Origin of the sequence: Maribellus sediminis, assembly GCF_011799805.1 — a bacterium.
Classification (GTDB): domain Bacteria; phylum Bacteroidota; class Bacteroidia; order Bacteroidales; family Prolixibacteraceae; genus Draconibacterium; species Draconibacterium sediminis_A.
Map to the genome: position 1 here is coordinate 293,704 of NZ_WXUB01000003.1, position 26,957 is coordinate 320,660.

The window sequence follows — 26,957 nt, forward strand, 5'->3', positions numbered from 1 at the left end:
AATTTTGTGATTCGGGGAATATTCTCGAAATTCGTACAATACCTGTTCAAAAAATATGTGTTACGATATAAAAGCAAAAGTTGAGGCGGCCCTGAAACGGGCCAGGCATTATGGAAATGAAGAAGCCATTCAAATGCTCATCGAACAATTCCGCCCTTTTCTGGAAGATGAGTTTTTCCATGTTTCAGGATTCGACCATCCCAAATTGCTGATTTATACCAGCGAAAGCTCTGAAATACCGGTTGTAGCCAGTTGGGGATTAATTCCTTTTTGGGTAAAAAACACCGAACAACAGCTCGACATTTGGAACAAAACCATAAATGCGCGTGGCGAAAGTATCTTTGAAAAACCTTCGTTTAAAACTTCTGCTAAATCGAAACGTTGCATCATTTATATCGATGGATTTTTCGAACACCATCATTTTAAAGGAAATACCTACCCGTACTACATTCAGCGTGTTGATGGCGAGCCTATTGTTTTGGGTGGTTTGTGGGACGAATGGACCAACCGCGAAACCGGCGAGATCGTAAATTCGTTTACCATCGTTACCACCAAAGCTAACCAGTTGATGCGCACAATCCATAACAATCCCAAACTAAAGGAAGCCCGAATGCCACTTATTCTTGATGAGGCAACGGCGGATGACTGGTTGAACGGAAGCGACACCGAAATCAAAAAAATGATTGTGCCGGCGAAAGATGGCATTCTAAAAGCACACACCGTCAGAAAACTCCGGGGTAAAAACGCCGTTGGCAACAGTCCCGAGGCTATAAAAGAGTTTATTTATCCTGAGCTCGAAATGCGTTCGTCATCATTGTTTGGGAGTTAGCCGAAGAACCGTACCCGGGTTATTCAACACCACGTAAATGGCACCATCAGGGCCTGTGCTTACATCACGAACACGCCCCTGGTTTTTTAGAATGACTTCTTCGTGCATCACGCGGTCATTCTCAATATCGAGTAAACTCACCTGTTCATATTTAAGTGCACCCACCAGTAGTTTGTTCTTCCATTTCGGAAACAGATCTCCGCTGTAAAAATCAAGTCCACACAAGGCCGTTGATGGTTTCCAGTAAAAAATCGGTTGTTCATAACCTTCTTTTCGAGTCAGATCCGAAACAATGGTTCCGTTGTAATTCAAACCATAAGTAATCACCGGCCAACCGTAATTCTTTCCGGCCTGAATCAGGTTCAGTTCATCGCCACCCATCGGACCATGCTCGGTAGCCCAAACTTCTCCGGTAACAGGATGAACGGCCATCCCCTGAATATTTCTGTTTCCAAGTGAATACAACGATTTGATCGATCCCGGCTCATTATACCAGGGATTGTCGGTAGGAATTCGGCCATCGGGATATATGCGATGTACCTTACCGTTTGGCAATGTAAAATCCTGTGCCATATCCTGGTAACCGCGCTCGCCGATTGCAAAGTACAAATAGCCTTCCGGATCGAAAACAATGCGGCAACCATAGTGATGACGTGTGGTACGGTAAGTTTCATGCGGCGCTTCAAAAATTACCTGCTCGTCGGTCCAGGTGTTGTCCTTAATTTTACCACGCACCAGTTTGGTCATTGCACCGGGACGTCCTTCTCCGTTGTTTTTCAGTACATGACTAAAGGCCAGGTAAATCCAACCGTTCTTGTCGTAATTCGGATCAACAGCTACATCAAGCAGTCCACCCTGTCCTTCGTGCAATACCTCCGGTGTATTTTTCACGGCTTCCGCCAGTAGTTTTCCGTTTTTTACCACACGCAGACTTCCTGGCCGTTCAGTAATTAAAGCCGTGTTTTTATCCAAGAAATCGATCGCCCAGGGAATTTCCAGCCCCTCGGCAAACATTTCAACATTCAGGTCGTAATCCATGGTTTCCGATTGGTGAACGATTGGCGGTTTTACAGCACCAACATGCTTTTCCGACTCACGGATGTAACTCAGAATGGCCCCAATTTCACCATCGTTCAAAGTAGCCTCATAAGAAGGCATTCCCAAATGCGTAATCCCAAATTTGATGTTGCGATAGATATAACTGTTCTCGGCACCAAACTGCCAAACTCCATCGATCAAACTGGCGGCATTTCCACCATTCAGATCAGCACCATGACACGAAGCACAATTTTGCTGATAGAGCGCTGCACCATCCTGTGCCTTCACCTGAACGGCAAACACGAAAAATAAAACGAGTATAAAAAGTTGCTTAATTTTTTGTTGCGTAGAATTCATTTTTGTCGATTTAGATGTATCTAAAAGATAATGATTTTCATGCTCTTTTGTTCACTAGAGTTGAATTTAGTCGTCGAAAACTATTTGGTATCGACAAAATATATTTTGAAAAGCAAATTCATTTGCATAGCTTTGTGAGCGATTACTTACTTTTAATATGACAGAAAAACAAGAGAAAATTTTGATGGCCGCCCTGCAACTTTTTGCACAGGAAGGATATCATGCCACATCAACCAGTAAAGTAGCCAGGGCTGCCGGCGTTTCCGAAGGACTAATTTTCAGGCATTTTAAAAACAAGGAAGGCTTGATGCAAGCCATTCTCGACGAAGGCGAAAGCAGGTTCAAATCGCTGTTTGCCGACATCGTACTTGAAACTGAACCAAAGGAAGTGATTCGAAAAACCATTACTATACTGCATAAAGTCGATGTTTCGGAATACGATTTCTGGAAACTTCAGTTCAAGTTAAAATGGGAACTGGAAATTAACGGCGACAAAAAAATGGAGCCGTTAAAAATGGCACTCGTTCATGCATTCAGCAAATTAGCTTACGAATCGCCCGAGCAGGAGGCCGATCTTTTACTGGTTTTTATCGATGGAATTGCTTCGGCTATGTTAAAAGGTTCGCAGCTCGATGCCGATAAACTAATCCCTTTCCTATTGAAAAAGTACGATCTCTAATTTTTTAGCAAACAATTAAGTAAGTACTCACGTTTAATAACAAACAAATTTACCATGAAACAATTTCTTCCAATTATATTCCTAATTATCTTTCTGGGAATCCTGTCAGGTGCCAATATCTATCTGGCACGTCGTTTCTCATTCTATTTTGATTTAACCAGCACCCGCTACCTGTACGTTGCCTTTGGTTCGCTTACCGTTTTTATGATTGCGGGAATAATAAGCACAACCAATGCGCAGGGAACATTTGCCAATTGGATTTACATACTGGCCTCCATTGTAATGGGATTCTTGCTGTACCTTCTGATATCAGTAGCCATAGTCGATCTGATAAGTGTCTTCGTAAAATCGGTACCACGTTTGTTGGGTATTTCGGCACTTTCACTGGCGGTTCTTATTACTGCCGGAGGAATTATAAATGCACAATACCGTCGCATTAGCGAAGTAGAAATCCCGATAAAAGGACTAAAAAACGAACTTGTAGCTGCTCATCTTTCCGACATTCATATCGGGCATTTTTGGGGACCGAAAACACTGCAAAAAATAGTGGATAAAACCAATGCTCAAAATCCTGATGTGGTGTTTATTACCGGCGATCTTTTCGATGGGAGGATCAGGCTGAACAGCAAAAGCCTGGAACCATTGAAACAACTGAAAGCTCCGGTTTATTTTGTGGAAGGAAACCACGATGGTTACTCGGGAGCTGAGGAAGTAAAACAAAATCTTCGTGAAATTGGGGTTACGGTTCTCGAGAATGAAGTCACTCATTTTAACCAGATTCAGATCATCGGGCTCAACCACATGCGCGCCGATGACGGAGATCCCGGAATGCACGGAACCGGCAAAAAGCCAAGTATGCGTTCGGTACTCGATCAACTAAATATTTTTCCTGAACAACCAACTGTATTGCTGCATCACAGTCCCGATGGTATTGAATACGCGAATCAGCACGGCGTCGACCTCTATCTGGCTGGTCATACCCACAACGGACAACTCTTCCCGTTCAACTTTGTTGTAGGAATGGTTTATAAATACAACAAAGGATTGCACGCTTATAAAGGAACGCGAATTTACACCTCGCAGGGAGTTGGCACTTTCGGACCACCGATGCGTGTGGGCACAAAAAGCGAAATTGTACTATTAAAACTAAAACCCGTTGAATCATGAAGGTAATTATTACAGGTGCCACCGGAATGGTTGGCAAAGGAGTTCTGCTCGAATGCCTGGATCACCAGGATGTTGAAGAGGCTTTGGTAATCGGACGAAATCCGCTTGAAATGCAGCATCCAAAATTAAAGGAAATCATTCACAAGGACTTTTCTGATTTTTCAAATCTTTCAGAAGAATTGAATGGATACGATGCCTGTTTCTTTTGCATGGGAGTGAGTTCGGTTGGAATGAAGGAAGCGGAATACAAAAAAGTTACTTACGATTATACCATTGCCCTGGCCAAAGTGTTGTACAAAAATAACCCCGATTTGACTTTTACCTATGTTTCGGGCGAAGGAACCGACTCAACTGAAAAAGGCCGGTCGATGTGGGCAAGAGTAAAAGGCAAAACGGAGAACGACCTGATAAATATGGGTTTTAAACAGGCATTTATGTTTCGGCCTGGTGCCATAATTCCTTTAAGGGGAATAAAATCGAGAACAAAAGGCTATCAGTTTATGTACGACTACTTTATGTGGCTGGTGAAACTGATAAAGGCCCTGGCTCCAAACAGTGTTGTTAACACAACACAAGTGGGACTGGCTATGATCAATTCGGTGCAGCACGGTTACAGCACCACTATTTTACGACCAAAAGACATCATCGCTTTATCCAATGTCCAATGAAAACGGGTACACGAAAAATAGTATATGCGGCCGAGTTCATACTGTTGTTCTTCGGCATTCCCTTACTACTGTTTTTCGACAGCAACATCGTTCATCCCAGTGCGGTGCTGCTTCCTGTACTGGTGGGCTTAACACTGTATTTCCTGAAACAAAAGGAATTTCGGATACGCGATCTGATCAGGCTCAATATCTCTAAAAAAATGTGGATCACCCAGGGATTTATCGTTTTGGGCATAGGTATTTTGCTTACCATTTTTGTGTGGATATTTGAACCCGGGAATTTGTTTAATCTACCGCGTGGTAACTGGAAAATCTGGATCGCCATGTTTTTCTTCTATCCCACATTTTCGGCCTATGCCCAGGAAGTTGTATTCAGGCAATTTCTGTTTATGCGCTACAAACCGCTTTTTAAAACAACAACGGCAATGGTTTTGGCTAGCGCTGTCAGTTTTAGTTTTGCGCACATTGTCTATTTCAGTGTGCTGTCGCTGGTGCTCACATTTTTTGCCGGAATTTATTTAGCACTGGTTTATCAGAAAACAAAAAGTGTACTGTTTGTTAGCATTTTACATGGCGCACTGGGCTTTTTTATTTTCACAGTTGGCCTTGGTCAACATTTTTGGCTCGATATGATGAAATGGATACAATAATTAACACCAAATATTTTTAAAATCATGAAAACAATTGACAGAACAAAGCCGGTTTTGGTAACCGGTGCAACAGGCTATGTTGCCGGTTGGTTAGTAAAAAAACTTTTAGAAGAAGGTTTGACTGTACACGCTGCAGTTCGTAATCCCAACAACACGAAAAAACTAAAATACCTTGATGAAATAGCGGCAAAAACAAAGGGCACCATTAAATACTTTAAAAGCAATTTGCTGGAAGAAGGTTCATATGCAGAAGCCATGAAAGGTTGTGAACTTGTTTTTCACACTGCTTCGCCATTTACGATGGAAGTGAAAGATCCACAAAAAGAACTGATCGACCCTGCAAAACTTGGTACGCGAAATGTACTTGAACAAGCCAACCGCACTCCATCGGTAAAGCGCGTGGTACTCACCAGTAGTTGCGCAGCAATTTATGGCGACAATGCCGACTTAAAAAACACGCCAAATGGCGTTTTCACCGAGGAAATATGGAATACCAGTTCTTCATTGAAACATCAGCCATACTCGTATTCGAAAACAATTGCCGAGCAGGAAGCCTGGCGTATCAGCAAAGAACAAAACCGCTGGGATCTGGTGGTGATTAATCCAAGTTTGGTGGTAGGACCTGCCATAAATCCCGATGCTGTTACCTCAGAAAGCTTCAACATTATCCGACAGTTTGGCAACGGTTCCATGAAAGCAGGAGCCCCGGAAATAGGGATGGGTGTTGTTGATGTCCGCGACGTTGCACTGGCTCACTTCAATGCCGGTTTTATTCCGGAAGCTTCCGGACGACACATTGTTTCCGGTCACAATTCTTCCTTTACTGAAATGGCAGCCCAACTCAGGCCAAAATATGGCAGCGATTATCCGATCCCGAAAAAAGCCATGCTTAAATGGGTGATCTGGTTAGTAGGACCAGCAATCAATAAAGGCATCACACGTAAATACGTTACACAAAATATCGGTTTGCCCTGGAAAGCTGACAATTCAAAAAGCAAAAGGGAGTTGAAAATTGAATACCGTCCGTTACAAGATTCGCTGAACGAAATGTTTCAGCAAATGATTGACAACAAGGCCTTTTAATTTTTTGAGAACACCTTTATCTTCTTCTCAAAGATCTGTTCATTACTGACAAATTAATTTTTTTGTAGTAGATTTGTGCATTATTAAAATTTTTTAATAACTCGACATGAACAGATTTTTCACATTCGCATTTTTGGTAATGGCACTGATGAGTTGCCAATCAAAATACCAAGGAGTTCCCACAGAATACCACACCTTGCTGGATTCAGCATTTGTAAAAGCAGGAGATAATGCCCCGGAACTTCAGAAGGCACTGGCAGAAAGCCCTGAAGAACAAAAGGAAGGAATGGCCTTTTTGATCAGTTACATGCCCGAGAGCGACTTAAGCAGTTTAAAAGCCGATTTCTTACTCGAAAATGTGGAATACGCTTACAAAGCGCGTGAAAAATATTCGTGGTGTGCTGCACTCCCCGATTCAATTTTCTTGAATGAAGTGCTTCCTTATGCTAATATTTCGGAGGTTCGTGACAACTGGCGCCCGGATTTTTACGAACGTTTCGCCAAGTATGTCGATGATAAGGACAACATGGTAGATGCTTTGATGGCTGTGGCCCGGAACATTGAAAAAGAGGTGGATGTGGCATACAACACCAAACGTTCGCGCGTCGATATCAGCCCTTTCCAGGCCATGAAAGAACACATGGCAACCTGCACCGGCCTCTCCATTTTACTGACCGATGCCTACCGTGCTGTTGGAATTCCGTCGCGACTGGCAGGAACTGCGATGTGGACCAACTACAAAGGCAACCATACCTGGAGCGAAGTATGGATTGACGGACACTGGCATTTTATTGAATATTATCCCGACACACTTGATAAATCGTGGTTTGTTGCCGATGCCGGCAAAGCCGATCCTGAAAATATGCTGCACTGGATTTATGCCGCTTCGTACAAACCAACCGGAATGCCTTACTATGCTGCACCCGATGGCAGTGTTAACGAAGTGGTTGATCTGAACAAATTACCCGAGGATGTGAAATCTCGTTTCGAACGCATGCAAGAAAGAGGTGGAGATAATAAACCGGAACGCTTTGCATATGGTGTCAACGTTACTAAACGCTACATCGATCTTTACGAAGAATCGATAAAGGGCAGCAAACTAGCCGACGACGAGTGCCTGGCTAACGTTGTTGTTTTTGACAATCCGGATACTTCAAAAAGCGAATCGCGACTCAATTGTCGCGTAGATGTTATGAACGGGGATAAAGCTGTTAACTTCGGTTACTCGCCTCGAAAAACCGACGACATGAACCAATTCCTTCAATTCAAATTAAAAAAGAACATGGAATACAGCTTTGTTGTTACCCACCCGGAACAAGGCATCAACCAGTCGTTCACCATTCAAACCAACAACGACAGCGCACAGGACATTCAATTGATTTTAAAATAATACGCATAATAATAAGATGAAAAATATTGCACTACTCATCATTTCCGTGTTTGCCATCCAGGCGGCAATTGCCCAAAACAAGGTTGTAACACACAACGAATTACTGATCAATACCGATCCTTCGCAAGGCGTAAAAAGCTTTGTCGAGTGGGGTGTTTTTCCTTCACCCGACAAAGAAGTTCGCCGCGTGGTTATGAACCTTACTTTGGCCTATCCGAAAGACCGCAAAATTGCACACTGGGATTATATGGACCGGGTTAAAATACTCCGTCAGGGTGGTGTAAACGGTAAAAACATCAACTTCGAAATTGGAAGAATGCTTACACCTTATGGCAGTAATTTCAAAGAAGGTTGGAGTTATACCTGGAGTGTTGATGTGACAGATTTCCAGGCATTTTTACGCGATAGTGTTGAAATTGAGTACATCCATTCGGGCTACGAATCTCCGGATCTGGGCTGGGACCTCACCATCGATTTCGATATAACTTACGGGCCACAGGTAGCCGATTACATTTCGGTAAAAGAAATGTGGAACGGCAACTTTCAGTACGGAAACCCGGAAAATCCGATTGAAAAACAACTGGCAGCTATTACTGTAAAAAAATCGGACGGAGCGGCATTCGGACGCTTTCGTATTCAACATACCGGCCACGGAATGGACCGCCCGAGTGGCTGTAGCGAATTTTGCAGCCGCTGGCGCGAACTCGTTTTTGATGGCGAGGTTGTTGATCATCGTGACATGTGGAAAGAATGTGGCGATAATCCGCTTTATCCTCAGGGAGGAACGTGGATCTTCGACCGTGGCTACTGGTGCCCCGGCGATCTGCAAATTGCCGATGTGATTGATGTTCCGCTTACCAAAAAGAAACACACCATCGATCTGGACATGGAGCCATTCACCGCAAACAATATCCAGCAACCAAAAGAACAGATCACCTCGTATTTCTTCGAGTTTGCTGAGCCAAATAACACCAACGATGTTCGTATCGAGGAAATTATTGCTCCGAATAACAAGGACAATTTCAACCGCTTTAATCCAAGAGGTTTTAGCCCGATCATTCAGGTTCGGAACCTTGGCAAAGAAGAACTGACCAGTCTGGATATTGTGTATAAAACTGTTGGTTTTGCGGAAAAGCATTATAAATGGGAAGGCAGCTTAGGTTTCTATGAAGCTGCCGTCATCACCTTACCGGGCGAAATTGATTCTAACAACGGAGTCAATGCCTTTTCGGTAACGCTAAACAATCCAAATGGCGTTGAAGACGAGTGGGATGGCGACAACAATATGGAAGTTGAGTTCGACGGTATTCCTACAATTCCTACTGATATTGTTGTTGAACTCATGACCAACAACCGGCCAAAAGACAACTGGCTGCACCTTGTAAACAGTTCGTACGATACGCTTTATGCCAAAACTCCCGAAACACTTGACTCAGCAACAACTTACATTGACACCTTACATTTAGAGGACGGCAGTTATTTTCTGCAACTGGTTGACACTGCCGGCGACGGCCTGGAATTCTGGTTTATGGCAGAGGCCGGATACGGAAGACTGCGCCTGAAAGATACCGATGGCAACATCATCCACCTTTTTGAAAGCGATTGCGGCAATGGTCAGTTTTATGCGTTTAAAGCCGATAGCGAAGCCAAAGTAGACACAACGATTCCGTACTTCTCAGCAAACCTTTATCCACGAATGATAAAGGATTACGCGACTTTGTATACATCGACGAATAAGCCTTCTACGATTTCAATTCGCATAACAAAAGATGGCGAATATATTGAAAGCCATGAATACACCAACCTGAAGGATGCCCAAACCGGAATCGATCTCCGACATTTGGAAGAAGGGCGTTATGTAATGGAAATTTATTTAAACAGGAAGCACCAAATGAACCGCAGGTTTAATAAGGTGCCGGAAGGCGGATTCAGGTACTAACCAAACCATTTACGGGTGCGGCCCTGCAGTTTGTCCAATACATCGTTGGTGATGTTGGCATTCTGCACCACCTGAAAATCGAACATGCCCACACAAATAAAGTCGGCGCCGTTGCGGAAAGCCCATTCGAAACCGTCTTCGGGTTGAATGGCACCGGCGGCCAGTACTTTAAATCCCATAACAGGAACAGTGGCTCGTTGCACAAACTCCACCGTTTTGTCGGGGAACAGGCAAAAGCAGTTGTCGTGGAATTTATTGTGATCGGCAAACTTTTTCCCGTCCACTTCAAAAGGAACGCGGTTTTCGCGTGGGTGAGCCGACCAGTAATTGTCGTGGTGCATGGTCTTCATGTAATAATCCGGAACAATGCCATTCTCTTCACAAACAATCAACGAATCAACGGTGTGGGAAGCCAATCCAGCGGTGTAACCCTGCGTACGGATTCGGTCCAGCATTTTTTCGATTACATCGAGGCGGTTATCACGAACCAGCCAGTCGCACCAGTTCCCCTGCACCTGCACAATATCGACACCAAGATCGATTGCTTTGTCGATGTTTACAAAGTAATCTTTCTTTTCCATGTCGGGGTGCACCTGCGAAATCACCTTGATCTTGCTGCCCGTGACCTTTTTGTATTTCGCCATCAATTCGTTGGTCGGGAACCCTATATTGATAGTATTCACCCCTGTTTTTTCGAGTAGCATCAGCGTCTCAAAAATCTTGCGTTCGGTGTTGTAAGCCCTGAACAGGGAAGGCACATAATGTAGATCGCGCGAATGTGCCCAGCCACCAATCAGGTTACCGCCGGCAATTAATCTGCTGATCTCATGAGGTCCAATCTTTCCCATCGGAACAGGCTTCTTCAGTTCCTTAATATCTACACCGCCAACCTGTATGGTTGCCCCCGAAAGTGTGTCAACGCCAAATGATTTCTGATCTCGAAAAGCTCCGATTCCTAAAACTCCAAGTGCGGGAATAGCAGCCAGGTTTTTAAGCGCCTCCCTTCTCGAATTCGAAGTTTCAACATTTATAGCTCCCTCTGTATTTTCTTTTTTTGAATGAAACAAAGCGTAAACTCCCCATCCTTTTTCGGTCACAAAAACAAAATACAAGAGCGCAAGTGCTTCCAGTAAATTTCGGTTCACGATGTACAGATTACCTTCTGTACCGCTCGCCAGTATACCACCAAAAGGCGGATAAGCAAAATAATAAAGCAGCAATAAAACCACGCCTCCAACGGCCGATAAACGGACAAAAACGCCAAGGAACAAAGCCAGCCCGATCAGAATTAAAGCAGCAATATTCACCGGATCGATCACGTTCAGCAAGGCCTCCGAACTTCCCATCCAATGATAAAATCCGGCAAACGGTCCGGTTGAATGACTCAGGTATGATGTAGCACTCCAGTCTGCAATAAATAATTTTGAAATGCCTTCGTAAAAAAAATGCCAGCCAATGGCCATTCTGAAGACCGTGATAACAAGTTTTTTCCAGTTCATGGTTTATAGGTTTTCGAATCCCGGCTTTTCTACTTGCCGAATTTCTTCATTAAAGAAAATCTATCTTCCTCATATTTAAAAGCATAGACCGCAATAAATAATTAATCCAAATAAGCTGAATGCCCAATTTCAGAACACGCTCTTTTTGCTGAAACAGGGTGCAGAAAAATGCTGTTAGATAGCAGATTTAAAAATTTTCCCTTGTAATCTGCTTGCATTTTCTACTTTTGTGGTTCACAAAAACTGACAACAATGATGAAAGGTTTTTCGCCCACGAAATACATTCTGAAATCGTTTAAGTCCGGAAAAGAGTTTAAGGACGAAGGTTGGACACTTGATGCTCCAGGCGAAATGGAACCGAGCCTCATCCGTGCCATCTACGATAAAAAGCAGATTGATGTAAAAGATGACTCGTGGGGGCTTTACAAGTTTGCCGACTGGTTGCCAATAGGACGTGTTTTGGAAGGTTCGTCGGCTCCGGTAACATACAAAAGCGAAGGACTGGCGAAGGAACTTGGGCTCGAAAATCTTTGGATCACTTTTAGCGGCTACTGGCCTGAAAAAGGCACGAACATGAGTACCTGCTCCTTCAAAGAAACCGAAGCCTATTCGGTTTGCGGAAGAATGACTCCCGAAATGGATAAAGTGCTTGTTGTGGCATCAGCCGGCAATACGTCGCGTGCTTTTGCCAAGGTTTGTTCCGAAAATAATATACCACTTTTGATTTGCGTTCCCGAAGACAATATTGGCGCTCTTTGGTTCGAGGAGCCAATTAACGACTGCGTTAAACTGATTTGCAGCAAATCGGGAAGCGACTATTTCGATGCCATTCACCTCTCGAACATTGTTGCCGGAATGGAAGGTTTTGTTGCCGAGGGCGGTGCCAAAAACGTAGCCCGCCGCGACGGGATGGCCACCACAACTTTGTCTGCCGTAACTACAATCGGACGAATTCCTGACTACTATTTCCAGGCTATTGGCAGCGGAACCGGCGCTATTGCTGCGTGGGAAGCCAACCTCCGCCTGATTGAAGACGGACGTTTTGGTTCGAATAAAATGAAACTGATGATTTCGCAAAACCTGCCGTTCAAACCCATCCACGATGCATGGAAAGCCGACTCGCGCCACATGCTGCCATTGGATGATGACCTGGCACGCAAACAAGTGGAAGAAATCATTGCCAAAGTGCTTTCGAACCGGAAGCCGCCATACCCGATTGCCGGAGGTTTGTACGATGCCTTAAAAGATGCCGGCGGCGACGTATTGCTGGCCTCCAACGAACACGCCCACGAAGCGGCCCGAATGTTCCTCGAACTTGAAGGCAACGACATTCATCCTGCTTCGGCAATTGCAACGGCCACTTTAATTGATGCTGCCAAATCGGGCCTGGTTAAAAAGGACGACCTGATTATGCTGAATATTACAGGCGGCGGCGAAGAAAAATTCAAAACCGAAAATGAATTGTTCTACCTGAAACCTGAAATTGTATTCGACATCAATCCAGGTGAAGACGAAGTAATTGAGCGGGTAGCCAAACTTTTCTAATATTTAGCCGGTTTCGAATCGGATAAATTTACTACCAGATTGCGGGCAATTTATTGAATGATAACTTTTCCGGACTTTAAAGTATTGTTACTACTTATTCTGTAAATGTATAAGCCCGGCTTAAACTGTTTTACAGAAACGGCTTTTTCACTGTTGATTTCCGTACTCATTAACATTTCACCACTAATGGCGAACAAGTCAATCTGCACCGGACCAGAAACATTCGAAATATAAATGAAATCATCCGTCGGATTGGGATAAATTAACAACTGACCCAAAACTTCTTCATTCAGACCATTTGCAACAAAACCTGAATAATAATGTTTCGTCTCATTTTTAACCTTCCAACTTGCTGAAACACTATCATAGGAATATGCTGTTTCAAAATCTAGTTCATATTCCATTTTTCTTTCCACCTTCCAATAATTTGGCAAAACCAGATTGGAGAATGAAACAGAGGTATCGAATTCAAAATCGGTTCTCCAATCACTAATCCAATCACCTGCATCTGAATTCCATAAATACTTTAAGCTCCTAACTATATTTCCGGAATCATCATATATAGTTTCAAACTTCTCCCAACCTATCCACATCCCCGAATCTGCTTTCCAATGCCATCGAGCAAGAGAAGTAACTCTGCTTTCAAAATCGTATGAGGTCTCTTCCTGAAACACAAATTTCCAGTCATTAATAGTTTTGTCCCAACCAGATTCAATATAAGAGGTTCGGTTTCCATTTGAATCATATTCTGAAACCATTTTTTTCTGAAAAACTAAACTGTCAAGCGAAGAATCGAAATTCCAGTCTACCTGCTTAATAGTATTTCCTTCTTCATCCAGCTCTATTTCACTTTTAATAAGTATGTGCCAGGTGCTGTCGCTTTCATACCACTGAGCACTTGTTGCTACAGCTTTACGATTAATGGTATCCGATACAAGTTCATACTTTTCTATCGCTCTCCAGCTTATTGAATTATAATTCCAGCTATATCGTGTATGTTGTTTTATCTCTCCTTTGGAATTATAAGCAAATTCATCTTTATACTGATTGGTCCATTCTGTCGCCCAATAACGCTCCACGGCCTCCATTATCAAATTCAATGAATTGTATTTATTCTCGTATTGACGATCTTCGCGCCAACCATATATCCATTGGCCTTCCTCAAAGCTAATCCCTCCCCAGGAAAATTTTGTCCTTAAAGTTTGATTTCCGGCCGAATCAAAAGAAAAAGTCAGTTTTGACACACCTTCCCAATCATTATTTGCCAGGTTCCATTCATATTCTGAATCAAGTAACTTATTCCCGTTTGAATCATATTCGTATTCAAACTTTTCTAATCCAATCCAGTTGTAAAGTTCCGTGCCATTGTAGGGATTAGTTCTCCAGGAATAACTTTTAATAGAAATCAAATTCAAGTTCGTGTCGTATCCGAATTCTTGTTTGAATTCATTTATCCAGTCGGCACTATCGCTATTCCATTTATACTGCAACACAACTGTTAATTTATTAGTTGCATCATATTCACTCTCCCACTTCTTATTTTTCTTCCAGATGTTATTTTCACCATCGAATGCATAAACAAAGCGGACAAGCTCATTACCTTGTTCGTCATAATAATATTCTTGCTTGCCTTCAGAAACCATTTCTTCTTTGCTATTAGAGTAATAGCTATAAATAGTGCTATCCATCTTAATTTTTGGGGCTATTCCGTTCTTAATCAATGGCTGTACATTTACATTGGATTGTGCAATAGTAGTTATCACAAAAAAGGACGTGCATAGTAAGGTTAACGCGTATTTCATGGTGGTTTAAATTTATTAGTGACAATGGTTTAATAAACAACCATAAATATAATTAAATTAATAGTACCAATAAAATACTTTTAATTCTTGCAGATTGTAATGACAAAATCAAATGCTAATACGAAATCCTGCTTAATTCAACTTATTCCCAATCTATGATAGCATAACATTAGGCGTAGCCAAACTTTTCTGGCTATTCCAATTCTTCCAGTTCTAAAATATAAGGGTGATTGCTAAGCTCCAGCTTAACCTCGTTAACATCTGTAAGAAGTCCGATCGGTGCTGTTCCTGAAATTGGATTGTAAACTTTTATGCCTTGTGGCTTCGTACCAAAAGTAACCTTTATTCGCTCGGCCGGACTTACAAAGTTTTCGCCCCAGATAACCAGCTGATAAACACCGTCGCTTCTTTGCAAAAGTAAATCGTGAATATTTTCGGAATGATTTGAAAGCTTGTACTCCAGCCAGCCGGGCTCCTCAGTCTCTTTGTCGTCAGCTAAAATTCGGGTAAAATTATGCAGGTAATCTGCCGCTTTCTTAGGCGTATAATCAAGTTTATAAAAAGCAAAAGCCTCATGTGCGGGTTCATCGGCACGGCCTTTTAATAAATAAATGGCGGTGTACTTCCATCCCCGTTTAAATTGCGACAGGTATAAATCGAGATACAATCTCGCCTGCAGCTCTTCCGTAACAACATCATCCTGCCCAACAGCAATCCCTGTTTCGGTTGTTACCCGGGGTAAACTATCCAGTTCAGCTTCAGAATAGCCCTTAAACTTATTACGCCAGGTTTTGCCATAGTTGCCATATAGTCCGTCAACCGGAACGTCGTTCCCCGAGCCCGAACTTCGCCAGGTCTGATTATCGTGCAAGCCCGGCCACGAAGGATGAGTGATGTAGTTATGGCAATTGGCAAAATCGGCATATTTCGTGCCGGCGGGCATCAAAGTTCCGGCGTTCAAAGGAATTGAAAGAAACTGCAATCCCGTATTGTCGGTCTGGGCGCCGTTCTCTGAAATCGACCATACCGGGATTTCCTGCAAAACCGGCTCGCTTTTCACCCTTTTGTAAAGATCTTGCTGAAGTCTGGCGACGGGAATCCATGATTTTGACCCGCCTCCATTTTCTCCTTTATAATTAACCTCCCAATTATTGGGTTCGTTAGCACCTTCAATGGCGATCAAAGCCTCTTGTTCGGCCAGTGGTTTGGCCCCGTTAATAAGCCGTTCAATATCAGATCCTCCACTTAACAAACCATAACTGAATTTCACTCCGGTTACCCGGTTTAATTCAAGCAAATCGTCTACCGGAATATCACTTTCGTAACCTGCACGAATCCATCGCAAAGCAGTATATTCAATACATTCAATGGTGCCGCTCAATGTTTCTCCACGTCTCGATACCGAGGAAACAACTCCCAAACTGTTTAAAAATTCAGAGTTACTTTTTGCCTTTACCTTTTCAAAATGATGCGCCTGCATCTCATCCTGCAAAGATGCCGCAAATGATGTTATAAAAAGTATGGCTAGAACTAAGGACATTAAATGACTCATAATATCAGTTTGTTACTCAGATTTCAGACACCAAAACCTAAAAATATCGATTCCATTAAATACCTTAAAAAATAATGCGGAAAAGTTTTAGTTTTTACCTTTGACACAAATTCGATTTTATGGGGATTGGGAACTTTATTTACGTGATTTTACTCGCCGCTGTCACACTGGCTACTGCAGGAATCAGCATTTGGCGGCGCGACGGCTACATCGGCCAATTAAAATACATTTTGCCGGCGATGATTTTTCCCGCGGTCATTTTTATTATCTGGGACATGCGATTTACCGAAATCGGGATATGGACCTTCAATCCTAAATATATTTTGGGTGAAACATTAAACGGTCTCCCCATTGAAGAATGGCTTTTCTTTTTTGTGGTCCCGTTCTTTAGTTTGTACATCTACGAAATTTTGCAACAAAAGCTTATACGCTTTAATCAACCCAATATTTTTGTGGCATTAACACTGGTTTTATTGGTTGTTTTTGCGCTTATCGCCTATTTCTACCGGAAAAACCTGTATACTTTTTTCACCTTCTTTTTGCTGACCATTTATTTTGGCTACACCACTTTCAGAAATAACTTTAAAAAGAACTTTCCGAAGTTTTACCTCTCCTACGTTGCGGCACTTGTTCCATTTTTAATTCTGAGAGGCATATTAACCGCACTTCCGGTAATTTCGTTTAACAGCGAACACATCATCAATATTCATATTTTTACTGTTCCGGTGGAAGATTTGGCCTACTTCTTTCTGCTGCACCTGATGAACATTACGATATTTGAATATTTAAAAATCAGACGTTTCTTTTAAGCCACTACCAATGACAGCAATTTACAAACTGGGTATTTTTTTCTACGGATTGATCATTCGTGTTTCTGCCTTATTCAATACCAAGGCCAAACAATTCGTAGCCGGCCGTAAAAACTGGGAAGAAGCGCTAAAAAATAAGGTCGACTCAAATGCCCGCTACATTTGGATTCACTGTGCTTCACTGGGAGAGTTTGAGCAAGGGCGACCAATTATTGAGGAAATAAAACAACGTTTGCCGGAATACAAGATCGCGCTCACTTTCTTCTCGCCTTCAGGATACGAGATCCGGAAAAACTACGACCAGGCAGACATCGTAATGTACCTTCCGCTCGACACCAAAAAGAATGCGCGGCAGTTTATCAACATACTTAATCCCGAAAAGGTGTTTTTTGTAAAGTACGAATACTGGTACTTTTACATTTCGGAGTTGAAACGAAAAAGCATTCCGCTGTATATTGTTTCAGCCATATTCCGCGAAAACCAGCAATTCTTTAAGAACACTCCATCGGGCAAATGGTACAGAAAGCTGCTTTCGGGCTTCGATCACATTTTTATTCAGAATGAAAAATCGGCTGAACTACTGCAAAGCATCGGTATTAAAAATTTTACCATTGCGGGCGATACCCGTTTCGACCGTGTTGCAGCCATTGCAGGCAGTGCAAAAAAGTTCGAAAATGTTGAAAAATTCACAGCCGGTTCACTCACCGTAATTGCCGGAAGTACCTGGAAACCCGATGAGGAGCTGCTTGCAGCGTTTATTAACAACAGTAAGAACATCAAATTCATTATTGCGCCACACGAAGTAAATCAGGCCAATATTAACAGAATACACCAATTGTTGAAAAAACCGGCTATTTCGTTTAGCAAGGTGCAAAATACCGACATTGGCGACCACGATGTGTTAATAATTGATTCTATCGGCATTTTATCGTCGCTTTATCAGTACGGAAACGTAGCGTACATAGGCGGTGGCTTTGGTGTTGGCATTCACAATATTCTTGAAGCAGCAACTTTTAAGCTGCCAATTATTTTTGGTCCGAATTATAAAAAATTCAAGGAAGCAGTCGACCTGGTCGGGCAAAAAGGAGCCTTCCCGATCGAAAACGCCAACGACCTGAACGCGGCGTTAAACCAGCTCTTAACCGACAAAAATGCCCTTAATAATGCCTCCGAAATTTGCAAAAACTACGTAGAAAAAAATGTTGGCTCAACAAAACTTATCATAAATAAAGTTTTTAACATATAGCGAATTTTAGCACGCTTTTTGTTAGCATTTTTACTCCTCAAAAATTTGAATTTTACTCCCGAATATTCCATATAAAAATTGTTGAAAGTTGAAGCTCAAATTGACAGTTTTGGTAAACTTTTTCCGGCTATCAAACATTTAATAGCCTGCCTTACAGTCACATAACAAATCAAAGTTGATAACTTTTAATTATTTTACCTGAGAAAAAATTCCAAAATCTTGTTTTGTGTTTTATCTTGCAGTACACAATTTCACAAGCAGGAAACTAGAGCAATCAGGATTACAATCTTTATAATATTTAACTCAGTTATTTAGGAGAAATATGGCATTAAACGAAGTATCAGTAAAAGCCCCGGCGGGCAAGAAAATTTATTCGCAAGACGAAGCGATAAATGCCTCGCTAAAGTACTTCAAAGGAGATGATTTGGCAGCAAGAGTTTGGGTGAACAAATATGCCCTGAAAGATTCTTTCGGGAATATTTTCGAATTAACCCCCGACGACATGCACAAAAGACTGGCCGGCGAAATTGCCAGGGTTGAGGCACGCTATCCAAATCCCCTTACCGAAGAAGAAATCTACACCGTACTAAAAGACTTTAAGTACATCGTACCACAAGGTGGCCCGATGACTGGGATTGGAAACCAGTACCAGATCGCATCATTATCGAACTGTTTCGTAGTTGGTAACGATGGTGACTCCGATTCGTACGGAGGAATCATGAAAATTGACCAGGAACAGGTACAGTTGATGAAGCGACGTGGTGGCGTGGGACACGATCTTTCGCACATCCGCCCAAAAGGATCGCCGGTTAAAAACTCGGCCCTTACATCAACAGGTATTGTTCCTTTTATGGAAAGGTATTCGAACTCGACTCGCGAAGTTGCACAGGATGGACGCCGTGGTGCACTTATGCTGTCGGTTTCAATTAAACACCCCGATTCAGAAAGCTTTATCGATGCTAAACTGGAACAGGGAAAAGTTACCGGTGCCAACGTATCTGTAAAGATACAGGACGATTTCATGAAGGCTGTAGAAGCTGAACAGACCTACGTTCAGCAATATCCAATAAACGGAAAAGCACAATACACCAAAGAAATTGACGCAACCCGTTTGTGGCAGAAAATTGTTAAAAACGCCTGGCAGTCGGCCGAACCGGGCATTTTATTCTGGGATACCATCATTAATGAATCGGTTCCGGATTGTTATGCCGACTTAGGTTACCGCACTGTTTCAACCAATCCTTGCGGAGAAATTCCTCTGTGTCCATACGACAGCTGTCGCCTGTTGGCTATCAACCTGTATTCGTATGTTGAAAATCCTTTTACTCCGGAAGCGAAATTCAACTTCGAATTATTCATGGAGCACGTGCATTACGCACAACGAATTATGGACGACATCATTGATCTTGAACTGGAAAAGATTGATGCCATCATCGAAAAAATAGATGCCGACCCTGAAGGGGAAGAAATTAAATATACCGAACGTAACTTGTGGAATAACATCAAACGCAAAGCCAATGAAGGCCGCCGTACCGGAATCGGTATCACAGCTGAAGGCGACATGCTTGCTGCACTTGGTCTGCGTTACGGAAGCGAAAATGCCATTGACTTCTCTGAAGAGATCCACAAAACAGTAGCTCTTGAGGCTTATCGTTCGTCGGTTCACCTGGCCAAAGACCGTGGTGCTTTTACCATTTATGATGCCGAGCGCGAAAAAAACAATCCGCTTATCAATCGTATTAAAGAAGCTGATTCAGCATTGTATGAAAAAATGACCAAATATGGCCGTCGTAACATAGCATTGCTGACCATTGCTCCTACCGGAACCACCAGTTTGATGACACAAACAACATCGGGTATTGAACCGGTTTTCCTCCCGGTTTACAAACGCCGACGTAAAGTAAATCCAAACGATAAGGATGTACGTGTCGACTTTATTGACGAGGTAGGCGATCACTGGGAAGAATACATTGTATTCCACCACCATTTTAAAACCTGGATGACCACTCAGGGATACGACTTAAGTAAAGGTTACTCCCAGGAAGAACTGGATGAATTGGTAGCCAAATCGCCTTATTATAAAGCTACATCAAACGATGTTGACTGGTTGAACAAAGTGCGTATGCAGGGCCGAATCCAGAAATGGGTAGACCACTCCATCTCAGTTACCATCAACCTTCCGGCCGATGTAAAAGAAGAACTGGTAGGCCAGTTGTATTTCGAAGCCTGGAAAAGCGGATGTAAAGGTGTTACTGTTTACCGCGACGGGTCGCGTTCGGGAGTACTCATCTCGAACTCTGAGAAAGAGAAAAAAACTGAAGGTGCATTCCCGACAAAACGTCCGGAAAAACTGGAAGCTGATGTAGTTCGTTTCCAGAACAACAAAGACAAATGGATTGCTTTTATCGGTTTGATGGATGGCAAACCTTACGAGATCTTCACCGGTTTACACGACGACGAAGACGGAATATTACTGCCGCGCTCAATAACAAAAGGTTACATTATTAAGAGCTACGAAGACGAAGAAAATTCACGTTACGACTTCCAGTACATTAACAAGCGTGGTTACAAAACCACCATCGAAGGGCTGTCGCACAAATTTAACCCTGTGTATTGGAACTACGCGAAACTCATTTCGGGAACGCTGCGGCATGGAATGCCAATTCACAAAATAGTAGAACTGGTTACCAGCCTGCAGTTGGACAACGAAACAATTAACTCGTGGAAATCGGGTGTGGCACGTGCCCTGAAGAAGTACATTCCTGACGGAACTATCGCCGAAGATGCCAAATGTGGCGAATGTGGTTCTGACGATGTGGTTTACCAGGAAGGATGCCTCACATGCTTATCGTGTGGTAATTCAAAATGCGGATAAAATCAATCAATGCCATATAACCCGAGGTATATCCGTTAACCATTGAGACGCAATATAATTTTGCAAACAAAAATGCCCCGCCAATTGGCGGGGCATTTTGCTTTCTATATATGAGATTCGCATTGCCATTCCACTAAAAATCAATTATCGACTTTATTTTTTCATTGTAATTTTTGCTACACGAAATCACCCGTTCCTTTTCGCATTTCATCAGTAAATCATATCTTCCGTTATCAAGCTTTTTTACTTCGTTAATTAATTTGCTGTTGATGATCGTGGATTTGTGCACCCGGATAAATTCATCAGGCAATTTTTCCTCCAAAGCGCTCAAACTTAAATCTACCAAATATTCCTTCCCGTTTATGTCAGTTAAAAACACATAATTATTAGTTATTGAAAAATCAACAACCTCACTAAATTGAATCAAGGTAATTTTGTTCCCTTCCTTAACCGGAAAATATTCTTTGATGTGTTTCTTCGTAAAATTAGCTTCCTGATATTTCTGAAGTTGTTTTTCGACCTCATCTCCCGACCAATTAGTGTTATTTCTACTCGTTGCTTTCTTTATTACCCGATAAATGATAAAAACAGGAAGACAGATTAGAAATAAAAAAATAAAGAGAATAAGAATTTCCTGCGGACCGATAAAAGATGCAATTAGTAGATTCATATGTCGTTTTGATTTTTCACCAAACTAACATAATATCTGTGTCTTAACAAAACCCTTTTTTCCAAGACGCCGGAAATACAGGTCAAAAGACGTGATTTTTTCCCTAAGCCGCCTAGACGAATCATCCACGCTGAGAAAGCAAACACAAAAAAAGGCATAACTAAATAGTTATGCCTTAAAATATCTTGAGTCTCTGCGATTAAGCTTCAATCATAGCTTTGTAAGCATCGGCGTCCATTAGTTCGCCCAATTCGGCTGCATCGGCTACTTTAATCTTAATCATCCAGCCTTCTCCGTAAGGATCTTTGTTTACCAGTTCAGGATCGTCGGCAAGTGCTTCGTTAAATTCAGCAACTTCGCCACCAACAGGCATAAACAAATCAGAAACGGTTTTCACAGCTTCAACGGTACCAAAAGTTTCGCCTTTATCCAGCTCTTCACCTTCAGTTTCAATTTCAACAAAAACTATGTCGCCTAATTCGCCTTGTGCAAAATCGGTAATTCCAACAACTGCAACATCACCTTCAACACGTACCCATTCGTGGTCTTCCGTGTATTTTAAATCTGCAGGAATATTCATATTATTAAGTTTTAAATTATTTCAAGTTTGTCCCGATTGCCTGTTTCCACAGGAAATGCCTCTTTTATAAATGTTTTACTTGTAAAATCGGTTCTAAAACGATGGCTTAAAATTAAAACAAAATAATGAATAATGAAGTCCTCAAAAAGATCCATTTAGCTGATTTTTATCGTATTTTGAGTTGAGCAGTGTTGTAGTTGAACGGCTTTTTGTATTATTGCAAAAATTTAAAGAGGAAGATGTTTTCAAGAAAAGTAACTTCATTAAGCGAATTGCAAGGCGTTGCAAAAGAACTGATTAGCGAATTTCAGGAAGAACGTGTTTTCGCATTTTACGGAAAAATGGGCGCCGGAAAAACAACTTTTATACAATCGGTGTGCCGTGCTTTAGGTTCCGGTGACAATGTTACCAGTCCGACCTTTGCACTCATAAACGAGTACAATACCGCCGATATGGAATCGATCTTTCACTTCGATTTTTACCGCATTAAAGAACTCGAAGAAGCCTTCGACCTGGGTTACGAAGACTACATTTACAGCGGAAGTTATTGCTTAATTGAATGGCCCGAAATGATCGATCCGTTGCTTCCTGATACGATCGTTGAAGTAAAAATTGAAGTGCAGGAGGATGAATCACGCATCATTACTGCAGAAAAAAAGCATTAAACATCTACAACCCAAGCTCCTGCAAGACTCTAATTCTCAGGAGAACTATTTCGCAACTGCATTTTGAAAAATCCCCTTTTGCTTGTAAATTGCTGTACTTAATTATACGAAACAAAAATCCGGAATTCAGCAATGGAAAAAGCGAAGGAAAAGGTATCCATACCAAAGTCGATGTTACTTCCCCAGGAAGAAATGCTGGAGGTTCGAAAAAAAGGGCAGAAGATAAAAATTGGTATACCTTCCGATTACTCCAAAGTTGAATACCGCGTTCCGCTGACCCCGCAAGCTGTTGATCTGCTTGTTTCTTACGGGCACGAAATTTTAATTGAAAAGAATGCAGGCAAACACGCCAGCTATTCCAACGAAGATTACCAAAAGGCCGGCGGTACAATCGTGGAAACAAAGGAAGAAACCTTTCAATGCGACATTGTTCTGCGTATTGCCCCTTTCAACATGGATGAAATTGATGCACTTCGAGGCAACCAGGTGATCATTTCAAGTTTACAGTTGTACGCCTACAAACAGGAAACCATTCAGAAATTATTAAAGAAAAAGGTTACTTGTATAGCATTCGAGCAATTGGAAAACGAGGATGGATTCCTTCCTTTCGTTCACCAGATGAGCCAGATTGCCGGTGTAACTTCCATTACCATTGCCAGCGAATACTTGAGTAATTCGAGAAACGGCAAGGGCGTTTTGTTTGGCGAAGTTACCGGAGTAACTCCTGCCGAACTGGTGATTATTGGTACCAGCACCGCTGCCGAATACGCTGCCCGAGCCGCTCTTGGCCTGGGCATTTTTGTAAAAGTTTTCGATACTTCGGTGTATGAATTGAGTAAGCTGGAAGAAAAATTTGCACGTAAAATATTTACCTCAGTCTTTTATCCGAAAGTGTTGCGCAAAGCCCTGGTTTCGGCCGACGCCGTAATTGGTGCAACGGCATTTAACAAGCCTCCAAAGTTCAAGGTTTCGGAAGACCTTGTAAAGCAAATGAAAGAGGGTTCGGTGATTATTGACCTGAACGTTAGCCAGGGAGGTTGTTTCGAAACTTCGAAATGCACCGACTTTAACAACCCCACCTATGTAAAACACGGTGTGGTACATTATTGTGTACCCAATAGTCCGGCCATGGTTTCCCGAACAGCTTCCATTTCGCTCAGCAATATTCTCATTCCTATACTTTTAGCCATTGGCGATAACGGTGGAGTTGATAACTACATTAAAGTATCGCGCGGATTCAGAAAAGGCGTTTACATTTATCACGGAATCCTCACCAGTACCGATATCGGGCGTCTGTTCAGCATACCGGCAAAAGACATTAATTTATTGCTTGCTGTATTTTAAGCCAGTAACCAGAGTCGCAAAATGCTAAAATCACTTAATAAGAAATACCCGTTCAACGACAACCTCAAAATCAATGTTCGGTCGATAATTTCAGTGAGTTTAGGCATTTTTCTCTTCCTGCTATTCTTTCAGCCTTTTAACATTCAGAATCCCGACTTTAATAACCAACTGATCATTCTGGCAACTTTTGGCGCCATCACTTTGGTTTTACTCAGTATTTTCCGCCTCGTAATTCCATCTGTTTTTTCGAAGGCATTTTCAGAAGAACGCTGGACCATTGGTAAAGAAGTCCTCATCGACTTTCTTTTTGTGGTCTTTAATTCGGTGGCCTTTAGTTTTTTTGCACGTTATGTCGGCCGGATTCCCATAACGTTTCACATTGTTATAATTCTGGTAATTATTTCCATAACCGCAGCATCGGTGTTGGTGGTCATCAACCGCATCTATTTACTCAAACTTCAGGTAGAAAACTTAAAACCGAATATTCAGGATACTGCAGAAGTCCAATCTTCTGCCACACCGGAAATAGAATTTGAATCGGAGAATAAAACGGATTATTTCAAGCTGCTTCCCGAACAAATTGTTGTAATCCGTTCGGCAAGTAATTATATTGAAGTCCACTACCTGGAAGCTGAAGTGCTTCACAAAAAACTGATCAGGAACACGCTAAAATCAACCGAAGAAACGCTGTCGGCTTTTCCTGAGATGATACGTTGCCACCGTTCGTTTATCGTTAACAAATACCACATCAAAAGTTTGAAACGCGATGCCGACGGACTTGTTCTTAGCCTGCATCATTATCCTTCCGAAATTCATGTTTCGAGGCAATATGCTTTGAATGTTAAACAGGCGGTAAAAGTTACCTAGAACGCTATTTTTTCGTTTCAATTTTTTCCAACATCCCGATTTTTCAAGCCTCAATTTACATCCCAAAAATCACAGGGATTAAAGTCGTTTATCCCAAATAAGCGGCATTTAGCCCGAAACGAGGGTGTTCAACACAAATTTTCCGCCCCAATCCCTAATACTTTTAAAAGCCTGAATTTCGCTTTTACTTTGGTTTGATTTAATCGATAAATAATTCGAAAATGAAAATATTATTAGTATATCCGGAATACCCCGACACCTTCTGGAGTTTTAAATACGCACTGAAATTTATCTCGAAAAAAGCTGCCTATCCGCCACTTGGCTTGATAACAGTGGCTTCCATGTTACCACCCTATTGGGAAACAAAACTGGTGGACATGAACATCGAAAAACTAAAGATGGAAGATATTCTTTGGGCCGATTACGTATTTCTGAGCGCGATGAGCACGCAAATTCAATCGGCTTTGCACGTAATCGATCGCTGTAAGGCACTTTTAACGCCGGTAGTTGCCGGAGGTCCGCTGTTTACTGCCGATCCCGAAAAGTTCGATCGTGTTGATCATCTTGTGCTGAATGAAGCCGAAATAACTTTACCACCGTTTTTAAAAGATTTGGAAAACGGACATGCAAAACACGTGTACTCCACCAATGAATTTGCCAACGTAGAACAATCTCCCGCACCCGACTATTCACTGGTAAAACTGAATCAATACAGCTCAAAATGTATCCAGTTTTCGAGAGGTTGCCCGTTTAACTGCGAGTTTTGCGATATTACTGCCCTGCTGGGGCATAAATGCCGTATAAAAACCAGCGACCAGATCATCTTTGAAATTCAGAATTTATATGATTTGGGGTGGCGTGGCGAGATCTTTTTTGTTGACGACAATTTTATCGGCAACAAAAAGATACTGAAAGAGGCGATGCTGCCGGCGCTTCAGCTTTGGATGAAAGAACACAAGTATCCTTTCCATTTTACCACTGAAGCATCGATCAACCTTTCCGATGATCCGGAACTGATGCAATTGATGATCGACGCCGGCTTTCTGAGTGTCTTTGTCGGGATTGAAACGCCCGAGGAAGTTTCGCTGGAAGAATGCAACAAAGTTCAAAACAAAAACCGCGACCTAATCAGCTCAGTTAAAACGATTCAGACCGCAGGGATGGAAGTCCTTGGCGGATTTATTATTGGTTTCGACAGCGACACGCCGGGAATTTTCAGGCAACAGATCGATTTTATCCAGAAAAGTGGCATCATTTCAGCAATGATTGGCCTATTGAATGCGCCCACAAAATCGCAATTGTACAAACGCTTAAATGCAGAAGGTCGTATCCTGGAAAAATGGAGTGGCGACAACACCAGCAATGCCATGAATTTTGTACCGAAAATGGATAAAAAACTACTCGATAAAGGGTATCAGGAAGTCATCAGGGGAGTTTATGGTGGCAAAGCTTTTTATGAGCGTGTTAAAAGTTTTCTGATTGATTTTAATCCTGGCATGAAGAACAAAAACAAGGTAAGTCTGCGGAAAATAATGGCATTTATCCGCTCCATTTTTATAATCGGGATATTCGACAGCAACCGGAAGTACTACTGGCGCCTGTTCTTTTGGAGCATCTTCAACCGTCGCGATCTTTTCCCAATGGCCATTACCTATGCCATTTACGGTTATCATTACCGGAAATCGTATGCAAAAATTTTCTAG

Annotated in this window: 22 protein-coding genes; 16 read left to right on the plus strand and 6 right to left on the minus strand. The window is 42.2% G+C overall.

The features are described from left to right. Positions 1 to 55 precede the first annotated feature (55 nt). Complete coding sequence (locus tag HFD85_RS13155) at positions 56 to 829, plus strand: SOS response-associated peptidase (RefSeq protein ID WP_167610446.1); 774 nt, start codon at positions 56 to 58, stop codon at positions 827 to 829. Here HFD85_RS13155 and HFD85_RS13160 read toward each other — a convergent pair. Then, entirely contained in the window at positions 812 to 2,224 is a 1,413-nt protein-coding gene (locus tag HFD85_RS13160; protein WP_167610449.1) for a PQQ-dependent sugar dehydrogenase, read from the minus strand. The genes HFD85_RS13155 and HFD85_RS13160 overlap by 18 nt on opposite strands. Before the next feature lie 157 nt (positions 2,225 to 2,381). Here HFD85_RS13160 and HFD85_RS13165 point away from each other — a divergent pair, with 157 nt between their 5' ends. The 7 genes from HFD85_RS13165 to HFD85_RS13195 all read left to right on the plus strand — a co-directional run bounded on the left by HFD85_RS13165 (position 2,382) and on the right by HFD85_RS13195 (position 9,800). Then, complete coding sequence (locus HFD85_RS13165) at positions 2,382 to 2,903, plus strand: TetR/AcrR family transcriptional regulator (RefSeq protein ID WP_167610453.1); 522 nt, start codon at positions 2,382 to 2,384, stop codon at positions 2,901 to 2,903. 54 nt (positions 2,904 to 2,957) lie between these two features. Further along, the gene (locus HFD85_RS13170; RefSeq protein WP_167610456.1) at positions 2,958 to 4,070 is read left to right on the plus strand and encodes a metallophosphoesterase; all 1,113 of its coding nucleotides are present in this window, start codon (positions 2,958 to 2,960) and stop codon (positions 4,068 to 4,070) included. Further along, positions 4,067 to 4,738 carry an NAD-dependent epimerase/dehydratase family protein gene (locus HFD85_RS13175; protein ID WP_167610458.1) on the plus strand — a complete coding sequence of 224 codons (672 nt, stop codon included), beginning with the start codon at positions 4,067 to 4,069 and terminating at the stop codon, positions 4,736 to 4,738. Before HFD85_RS13170 ends, HFD85_RS13175 begins: the two co-directional genes overlap by 4 nt. Continuing rightward, the gene (locus HFD85_RS13180) at positions 4,735 to 5,388 is read left to right on the plus strand and encodes a CPBP family intramembrane glutamic endopeptidase (RefSeq protein ID WP_167610461.1); all 654 of its coding nucleotides are present in this window, start codon (positions 4,735 to 4,737) and stop codon (positions 5,386 to 5,388) included. The genes HFD85_RS13175 and HFD85_RS13180 overlap by 4 nt, the downstream gene beginning before the upstream one ends. A gap of 24 nt (positions 5,389 to 5,412) precedes the next feature. Next, the gene (locus tag HFD85_RS13185) at positions 5,413 to 6,471 is read left to right on the plus strand and encodes an NAD-dependent epimerase/dehydratase family protein (RefSeq protein WP_167610464.1); all 1,059 of its coding nucleotides are present in this window, start codon (positions 5,413 to 5,415) and stop codon (positions 6,469 to 6,471) included. Positions 6,472 to 6,577: 106 nt separating this feature from the next. Beyond that, positions 6,578 to 7,861 carry a transglutaminase-like domain-containing protein gene (locus HFD85_RS13190; RefSeq protein ID WP_167610467.1) on the plus strand — a complete coding sequence of 428 codons (1,284 nt, stop codon included), beginning with the start codon at positions 6,578 to 6,580 and terminating at the stop codon, positions 7,859 to 7,861. 16 nt (positions 7,862 to 7,877) lie between these two features. Then, positions 7,878 to 9,800: a peptide-N-glycosidase F-related protein gene (locus tag HFD85_RS13195; RefSeq protein ID WP_167610470.1), complete on the plus strand. Its 1,923-nt coding sequence runs from the start codon at positions 7,878 to 7,880 to the stop codon at positions 9,798 to 9,800. Here HFD85_RS13195 and HFD85_RS13200 read toward each other — a convergent pair. Then, positions 9,797 to 11,299 carry a DoxX family protein gene (locus HFD85_RS13200; RefSeq protein WP_167610473.1) on the minus strand — a complete coding sequence of 501 codons (1,503 nt, stop codon included), beginning with the start codon at positions 11,297 to 11,299 and terminating at the stop codon, positions 9,797 to 9,799. The genes HFD85_RS13195 and HFD85_RS13200 overlap by 4 nt on opposite strands. 252 nt (positions 11,300 to 11,551) lie before the next feature. Here HFD85_RS13200 and HFD85_RS13205 point away from each other — a divergent pair, with 252 nt between their 5' ends. Continuing rightward, positions 11,552 to 12,844 carry a cysteate synthase gene (locus HFD85_RS13205; protein WP_206081971.1) on the plus strand — a complete coding sequence of 431 codons (1,293 nt, stop codon included), beginning with the start codon at positions 11,552 to 11,554 and terminating at the stop codon, positions 12,842 to 12,844. 50 nt (positions 12,845 to 12,894) lie between these two features. Here HFD85_RS13205 and HFD85_RS13210 read toward each other — a convergent pair whose 3' ends face one another. Together HFD85_RS13210 and HFD85_RS13215 are read right to left on the minus strand one after the other, a co-directional pair. Further along, a complete protein-coding gene (locus HFD85_RS13210) occupies positions 12,895 to 14,532 on the minus strand; it encodes a T9SS type A sorting domain-containing protein (protein WP_167610476.1) in 1,638 nt (545 codons plus the stop codon). A 307-nt stretch (positions 14,533 to 14,839) separates the two neighbouring features. Further along, the gene (locus HFD85_RS13215; RefSeq protein ID WP_167610479.1) at positions 14,840 to 16,186 is read right to left on the minus strand and encodes a glycosyl hydrolase; all 1,347 of its coding nucleotides are present in this window, start codon (positions 16,184 to 16,186) and stop codon (positions 14,840 to 14,842) included. A 131-nt stretch (positions 16,187 to 16,317) separates the two neighbouring features. Between HFD85_RS13215 and HFD85_RS13220 the strand changes: the two genes are divergently transcribed. The 3 genes from HFD85_RS13220 (at position 16,318) to HFD85_RS13230 (ending at position 21,128) form a co-directional block, all read left to right on the plus strand. Then, positions 16,318 to 17,007 carry a lycopene cyclase domain-containing protein gene (locus HFD85_RS13220; RefSeq protein WP_167610482.1) on the plus strand — a complete coding sequence of 230 codons (690 nt, stop codon included), beginning with the start codon at positions 16,318 to 16,320 and terminating at the stop codon, positions 17,005 to 17,007. 10 nt (positions 17,008 to 17,017) lie between these two features. Then, positions 17,018 to 18,253, plus strand: a complete 1,236-nt coding sequence (locus tag HFD85_RS13225; protein ID WP_167610485.1) for a 3-deoxy-D-manno-octulosonic acid transferase — start codon at positions 17,018 to 17,020, stop codon at positions 18,251 to 18,253. A 322-nt stretch (positions 18,254 to 18,575) separates the two neighbouring features. Beyond that, positions 18,576 to 21,128: an adenosylcobalamin-dependent ribonucleoside-diphosphate reductase gene (locus HFD85_RS13230; protein WP_167610488.1), complete on the plus strand. Its 2,553-nt coding sequence runs from the start codon at positions 18,576 to 18,578 to the stop codon at positions 21,126 to 21,128. A gap of 133 nt (positions 21,129 to 21,261) precedes the next feature. Here HFD85_RS13230 and HFD85_RS13235 read toward each other — a convergent pair whose 3' ends face one another. Both HFD85_RS13235 and gcvH read right to left on the minus strand, forming a co-directional pair. Next, positions 21,262 to 21,798, minus strand: a complete 537-nt coding sequence (locus tag HFD85_RS13235) for a LytR/AlgR family response regulator transcription factor (protein ID WP_167610491.1) — start codon at positions 21,796 to 21,798, stop codon at positions 21,262 to 21,264. Between the two features lie 199 nt (positions 21,799 to 21,997). Continuing rightward, positions 21,998 to 22,378 carry a glycine cleavage system protein GcvH gene (gene gcvH / locus HFD85_RS13240; protein ID WP_167610494.1) on the minus strand — a complete coding sequence of 127 codons (381 nt, stop codon included), beginning with the start codon at positions 22,376 to 22,378 and terminating at the stop codon, positions 21,998 to 22,000. Positions 22,379 to 22,617: 239 nt separating this feature from the next. Between gcvH and tsaE the strand changes: the two genes are divergently transcribed. The 4 genes from tsaE (at position 22,618) to HFD85_RS13260 (ending at position 26,957) form a co-directional block, all read left to right on the plus strand. Then, positions 22,618 to 23,043, plus strand: coding sequence for a tRNA (adenosine(37)-N6)-threonylcarbamoyltransferase complex ATPase subunit type 1 TsaE (gene tsaE / locus HFD85_RS13245; RefSeq protein WP_167610507.1), 426 nt, complete (start codon positions 22,618 to 22,620; stop codon positions 23,041 to 23,043). A gap of 132 nt (positions 23,044 to 23,175) precedes the next feature. Next, entirely contained in the window at positions 23,176 to 24,387 is a 1,212-nt protein-coding gene (locus HFD85_RS13250) for an alanine dehydrogenase (RefSeq protein ID WP_167610510.1), read from the plus strand. A gap of 21 nt (positions 24,388 to 24,408) precedes the next feature. After that, positions 24,409 to 25,254, plus strand: a complete 846-nt coding sequence (locus tag HFD85_RS13255; RefSeq protein ID WP_167610513.1) for a LytR/AlgR family response regulator transcription factor — start codon at positions 24,409 to 24,411, stop codon at positions 25,252 to 25,254. 221 nt (positions 25,255 to 25,475) lie between these two features. Beyond that, a complete protein-coding gene (locus HFD85_RS13260) occupies positions 25,476 to 26,957 on the plus strand; it encodes a B12-binding domain-containing radical SAM protein (protein WP_167610515.1) in 1,482 nt (493 codons plus the stop codon).

Excerpts from the sequence above, each read along its gene's own strand:
- HFD85_RS13195 (WP_167610470.1), top strand. The coding sequence starts at position 7,878 with ATGAAAAATATTGCACTACTCATCATTTCCGTGTTTGCCATCCAGGCG.
- HFD85_RS13255 (WP_167610513.1), top strand. The coding sequence starts at position 24,409 with ATGCTAAAATCACTTAATAAGAAATACCCGTTCAACGACAACCTCAAA.
- HFD85_RS13175 (WP_167610458.1), top strand. The coding sequence starts at position 4,067 with ATGAAGGTAATTATTACAGGTGCCACCGGAATGGTTGGCAAAGGAGTT.
- HFD85_RS13165 (WP_167610453.1), top strand. The coding sequence starts at position 2,382 with ATGACAGAAAAACAAGAGAAAATTTTGATGGCCGCCCTGCAACTTTTT.
- HFD85_RS13170 (WP_167610456.1), top strand. The coding sequence starts at position 2,958 with ATGAAACAATTTCTTCCAATTATATTCCTAATTATCTTTCTGGGAATC.
- HFD85_RS13190 (WP_167610467.1), top strand. The coding sequence starts at position 6,578 with ATGAACAGATTTTTCACATTCGCATTTTTGGTAATGGCACTGATGAGT.
- HFD85_RS13250 (WP_167610510.1), top strand. The coding sequence starts at position 23,176 with ATGGAAAAAGCGAAGGAAAAGGTATCCATACCAAAGTCGATGTTACTT.
- HFD85_RS13210 (WP_167610476.1), bottom strand. The coding sequence starts at position 14,532 with ATGGATAGCACTATTTATAGCTATTACTCTAATAGCAAAGAAGAAATG.
- HFD85_RS13260 (WP_167610515.1), top strand. The coding sequence starts at position 25,476 with ATGAAAATATTATTAGTATATCCGGAATACCCCGACACCTTCTGGAGT.
- HFD85_RS13180 (WP_167610461.1), top strand. The coding sequence starts at position 4,735 with ATGAAAACGGGTACACGAAAAATAGTATATGCGGCCGAGTTCATACTG.
- HFD85_RS13225 (WP_167610485.1), top strand. The coding sequence starts at position 17,018 with ATGACAGCAATTTACAAACTGGGTATTTTTTTCTACGGATTGATCATT.
- HFD85_RS13160 (WP_167610449.1), bottom strand. The coding sequence starts at position 2,224 with ATGAATTCTACGCAACAAAAAATTAAGCAACTTTTTATACTCGTTTTA.
- HFD85_RS13185 (WP_167610464.1), top strand. The coding sequence starts at position 5,413 with ATGAAAACAATTGACAGAACAAAGCCGGTTTTGGTAACCGGTGCAACA.
- HFD85_RS13205 (WP_206081971.1), top strand. The coding sequence starts at position 11,552 with ATGATGAAAGGTTTTTCGCCCACGAAATACATTCTGAAATCGTTTAAG.
- HFD85_RS13235 (WP_167610491.1), bottom strand. The coding sequence starts at position 21,798 with ATGAATCTACTAATTGCATCTTTTATCGGTCCGCAGGAAATTCTTATT.
- HFD85_RS13200 (WP_167610473.1), bottom strand. The coding sequence starts at position 11,299 with ATGAACTGGAAAAAACTTGTTATCACGGTCTTCAGAATGGCCATTGGC.
- HFD85_RS13230 (WP_167610488.1), top strand. The coding sequence starts at position 18,576 with ATGGCATTAAACGAAGTATCAGTAAAAGCCCCGGCGGGCAAGAAAATT.
- HFD85_RS13215 (WP_167610479.1), bottom strand. The coding sequence starts at position 16,186 with ATGTCCTTAGTTCTAGCCATACTTTTTATAACATCATTTGCGGCATCT.
- gcvH (WP_167610494.1), bottom strand. The coding sequence starts at position 22,378 with ATGAATATTCCTGCAGATTTAAAATACACGGAAGACCACGAATGGGTA.
- tsaE (WP_167610507.1), top strand. The coding sequence starts at position 22,618 with ATGTTTTCAAGAAAAGTAACTTCATTAAGCGAATTGCAAGGCGTTGCA.
- HFD85_RS13155 (WP_167610446.1), top strand. The coding sequence starts at position 56 with ATGTGTTACGATATAAAAGCAAAAGTTGAGGCGGCCCTGAAACGGGCC.
- HFD85_RS13220 (WP_167610482.1), top strand. The coding sequence starts at position 16,318 with ATGGGGATTGGGAACTTTATTTACGTGATTTTACTCGCCGCTGTCACA.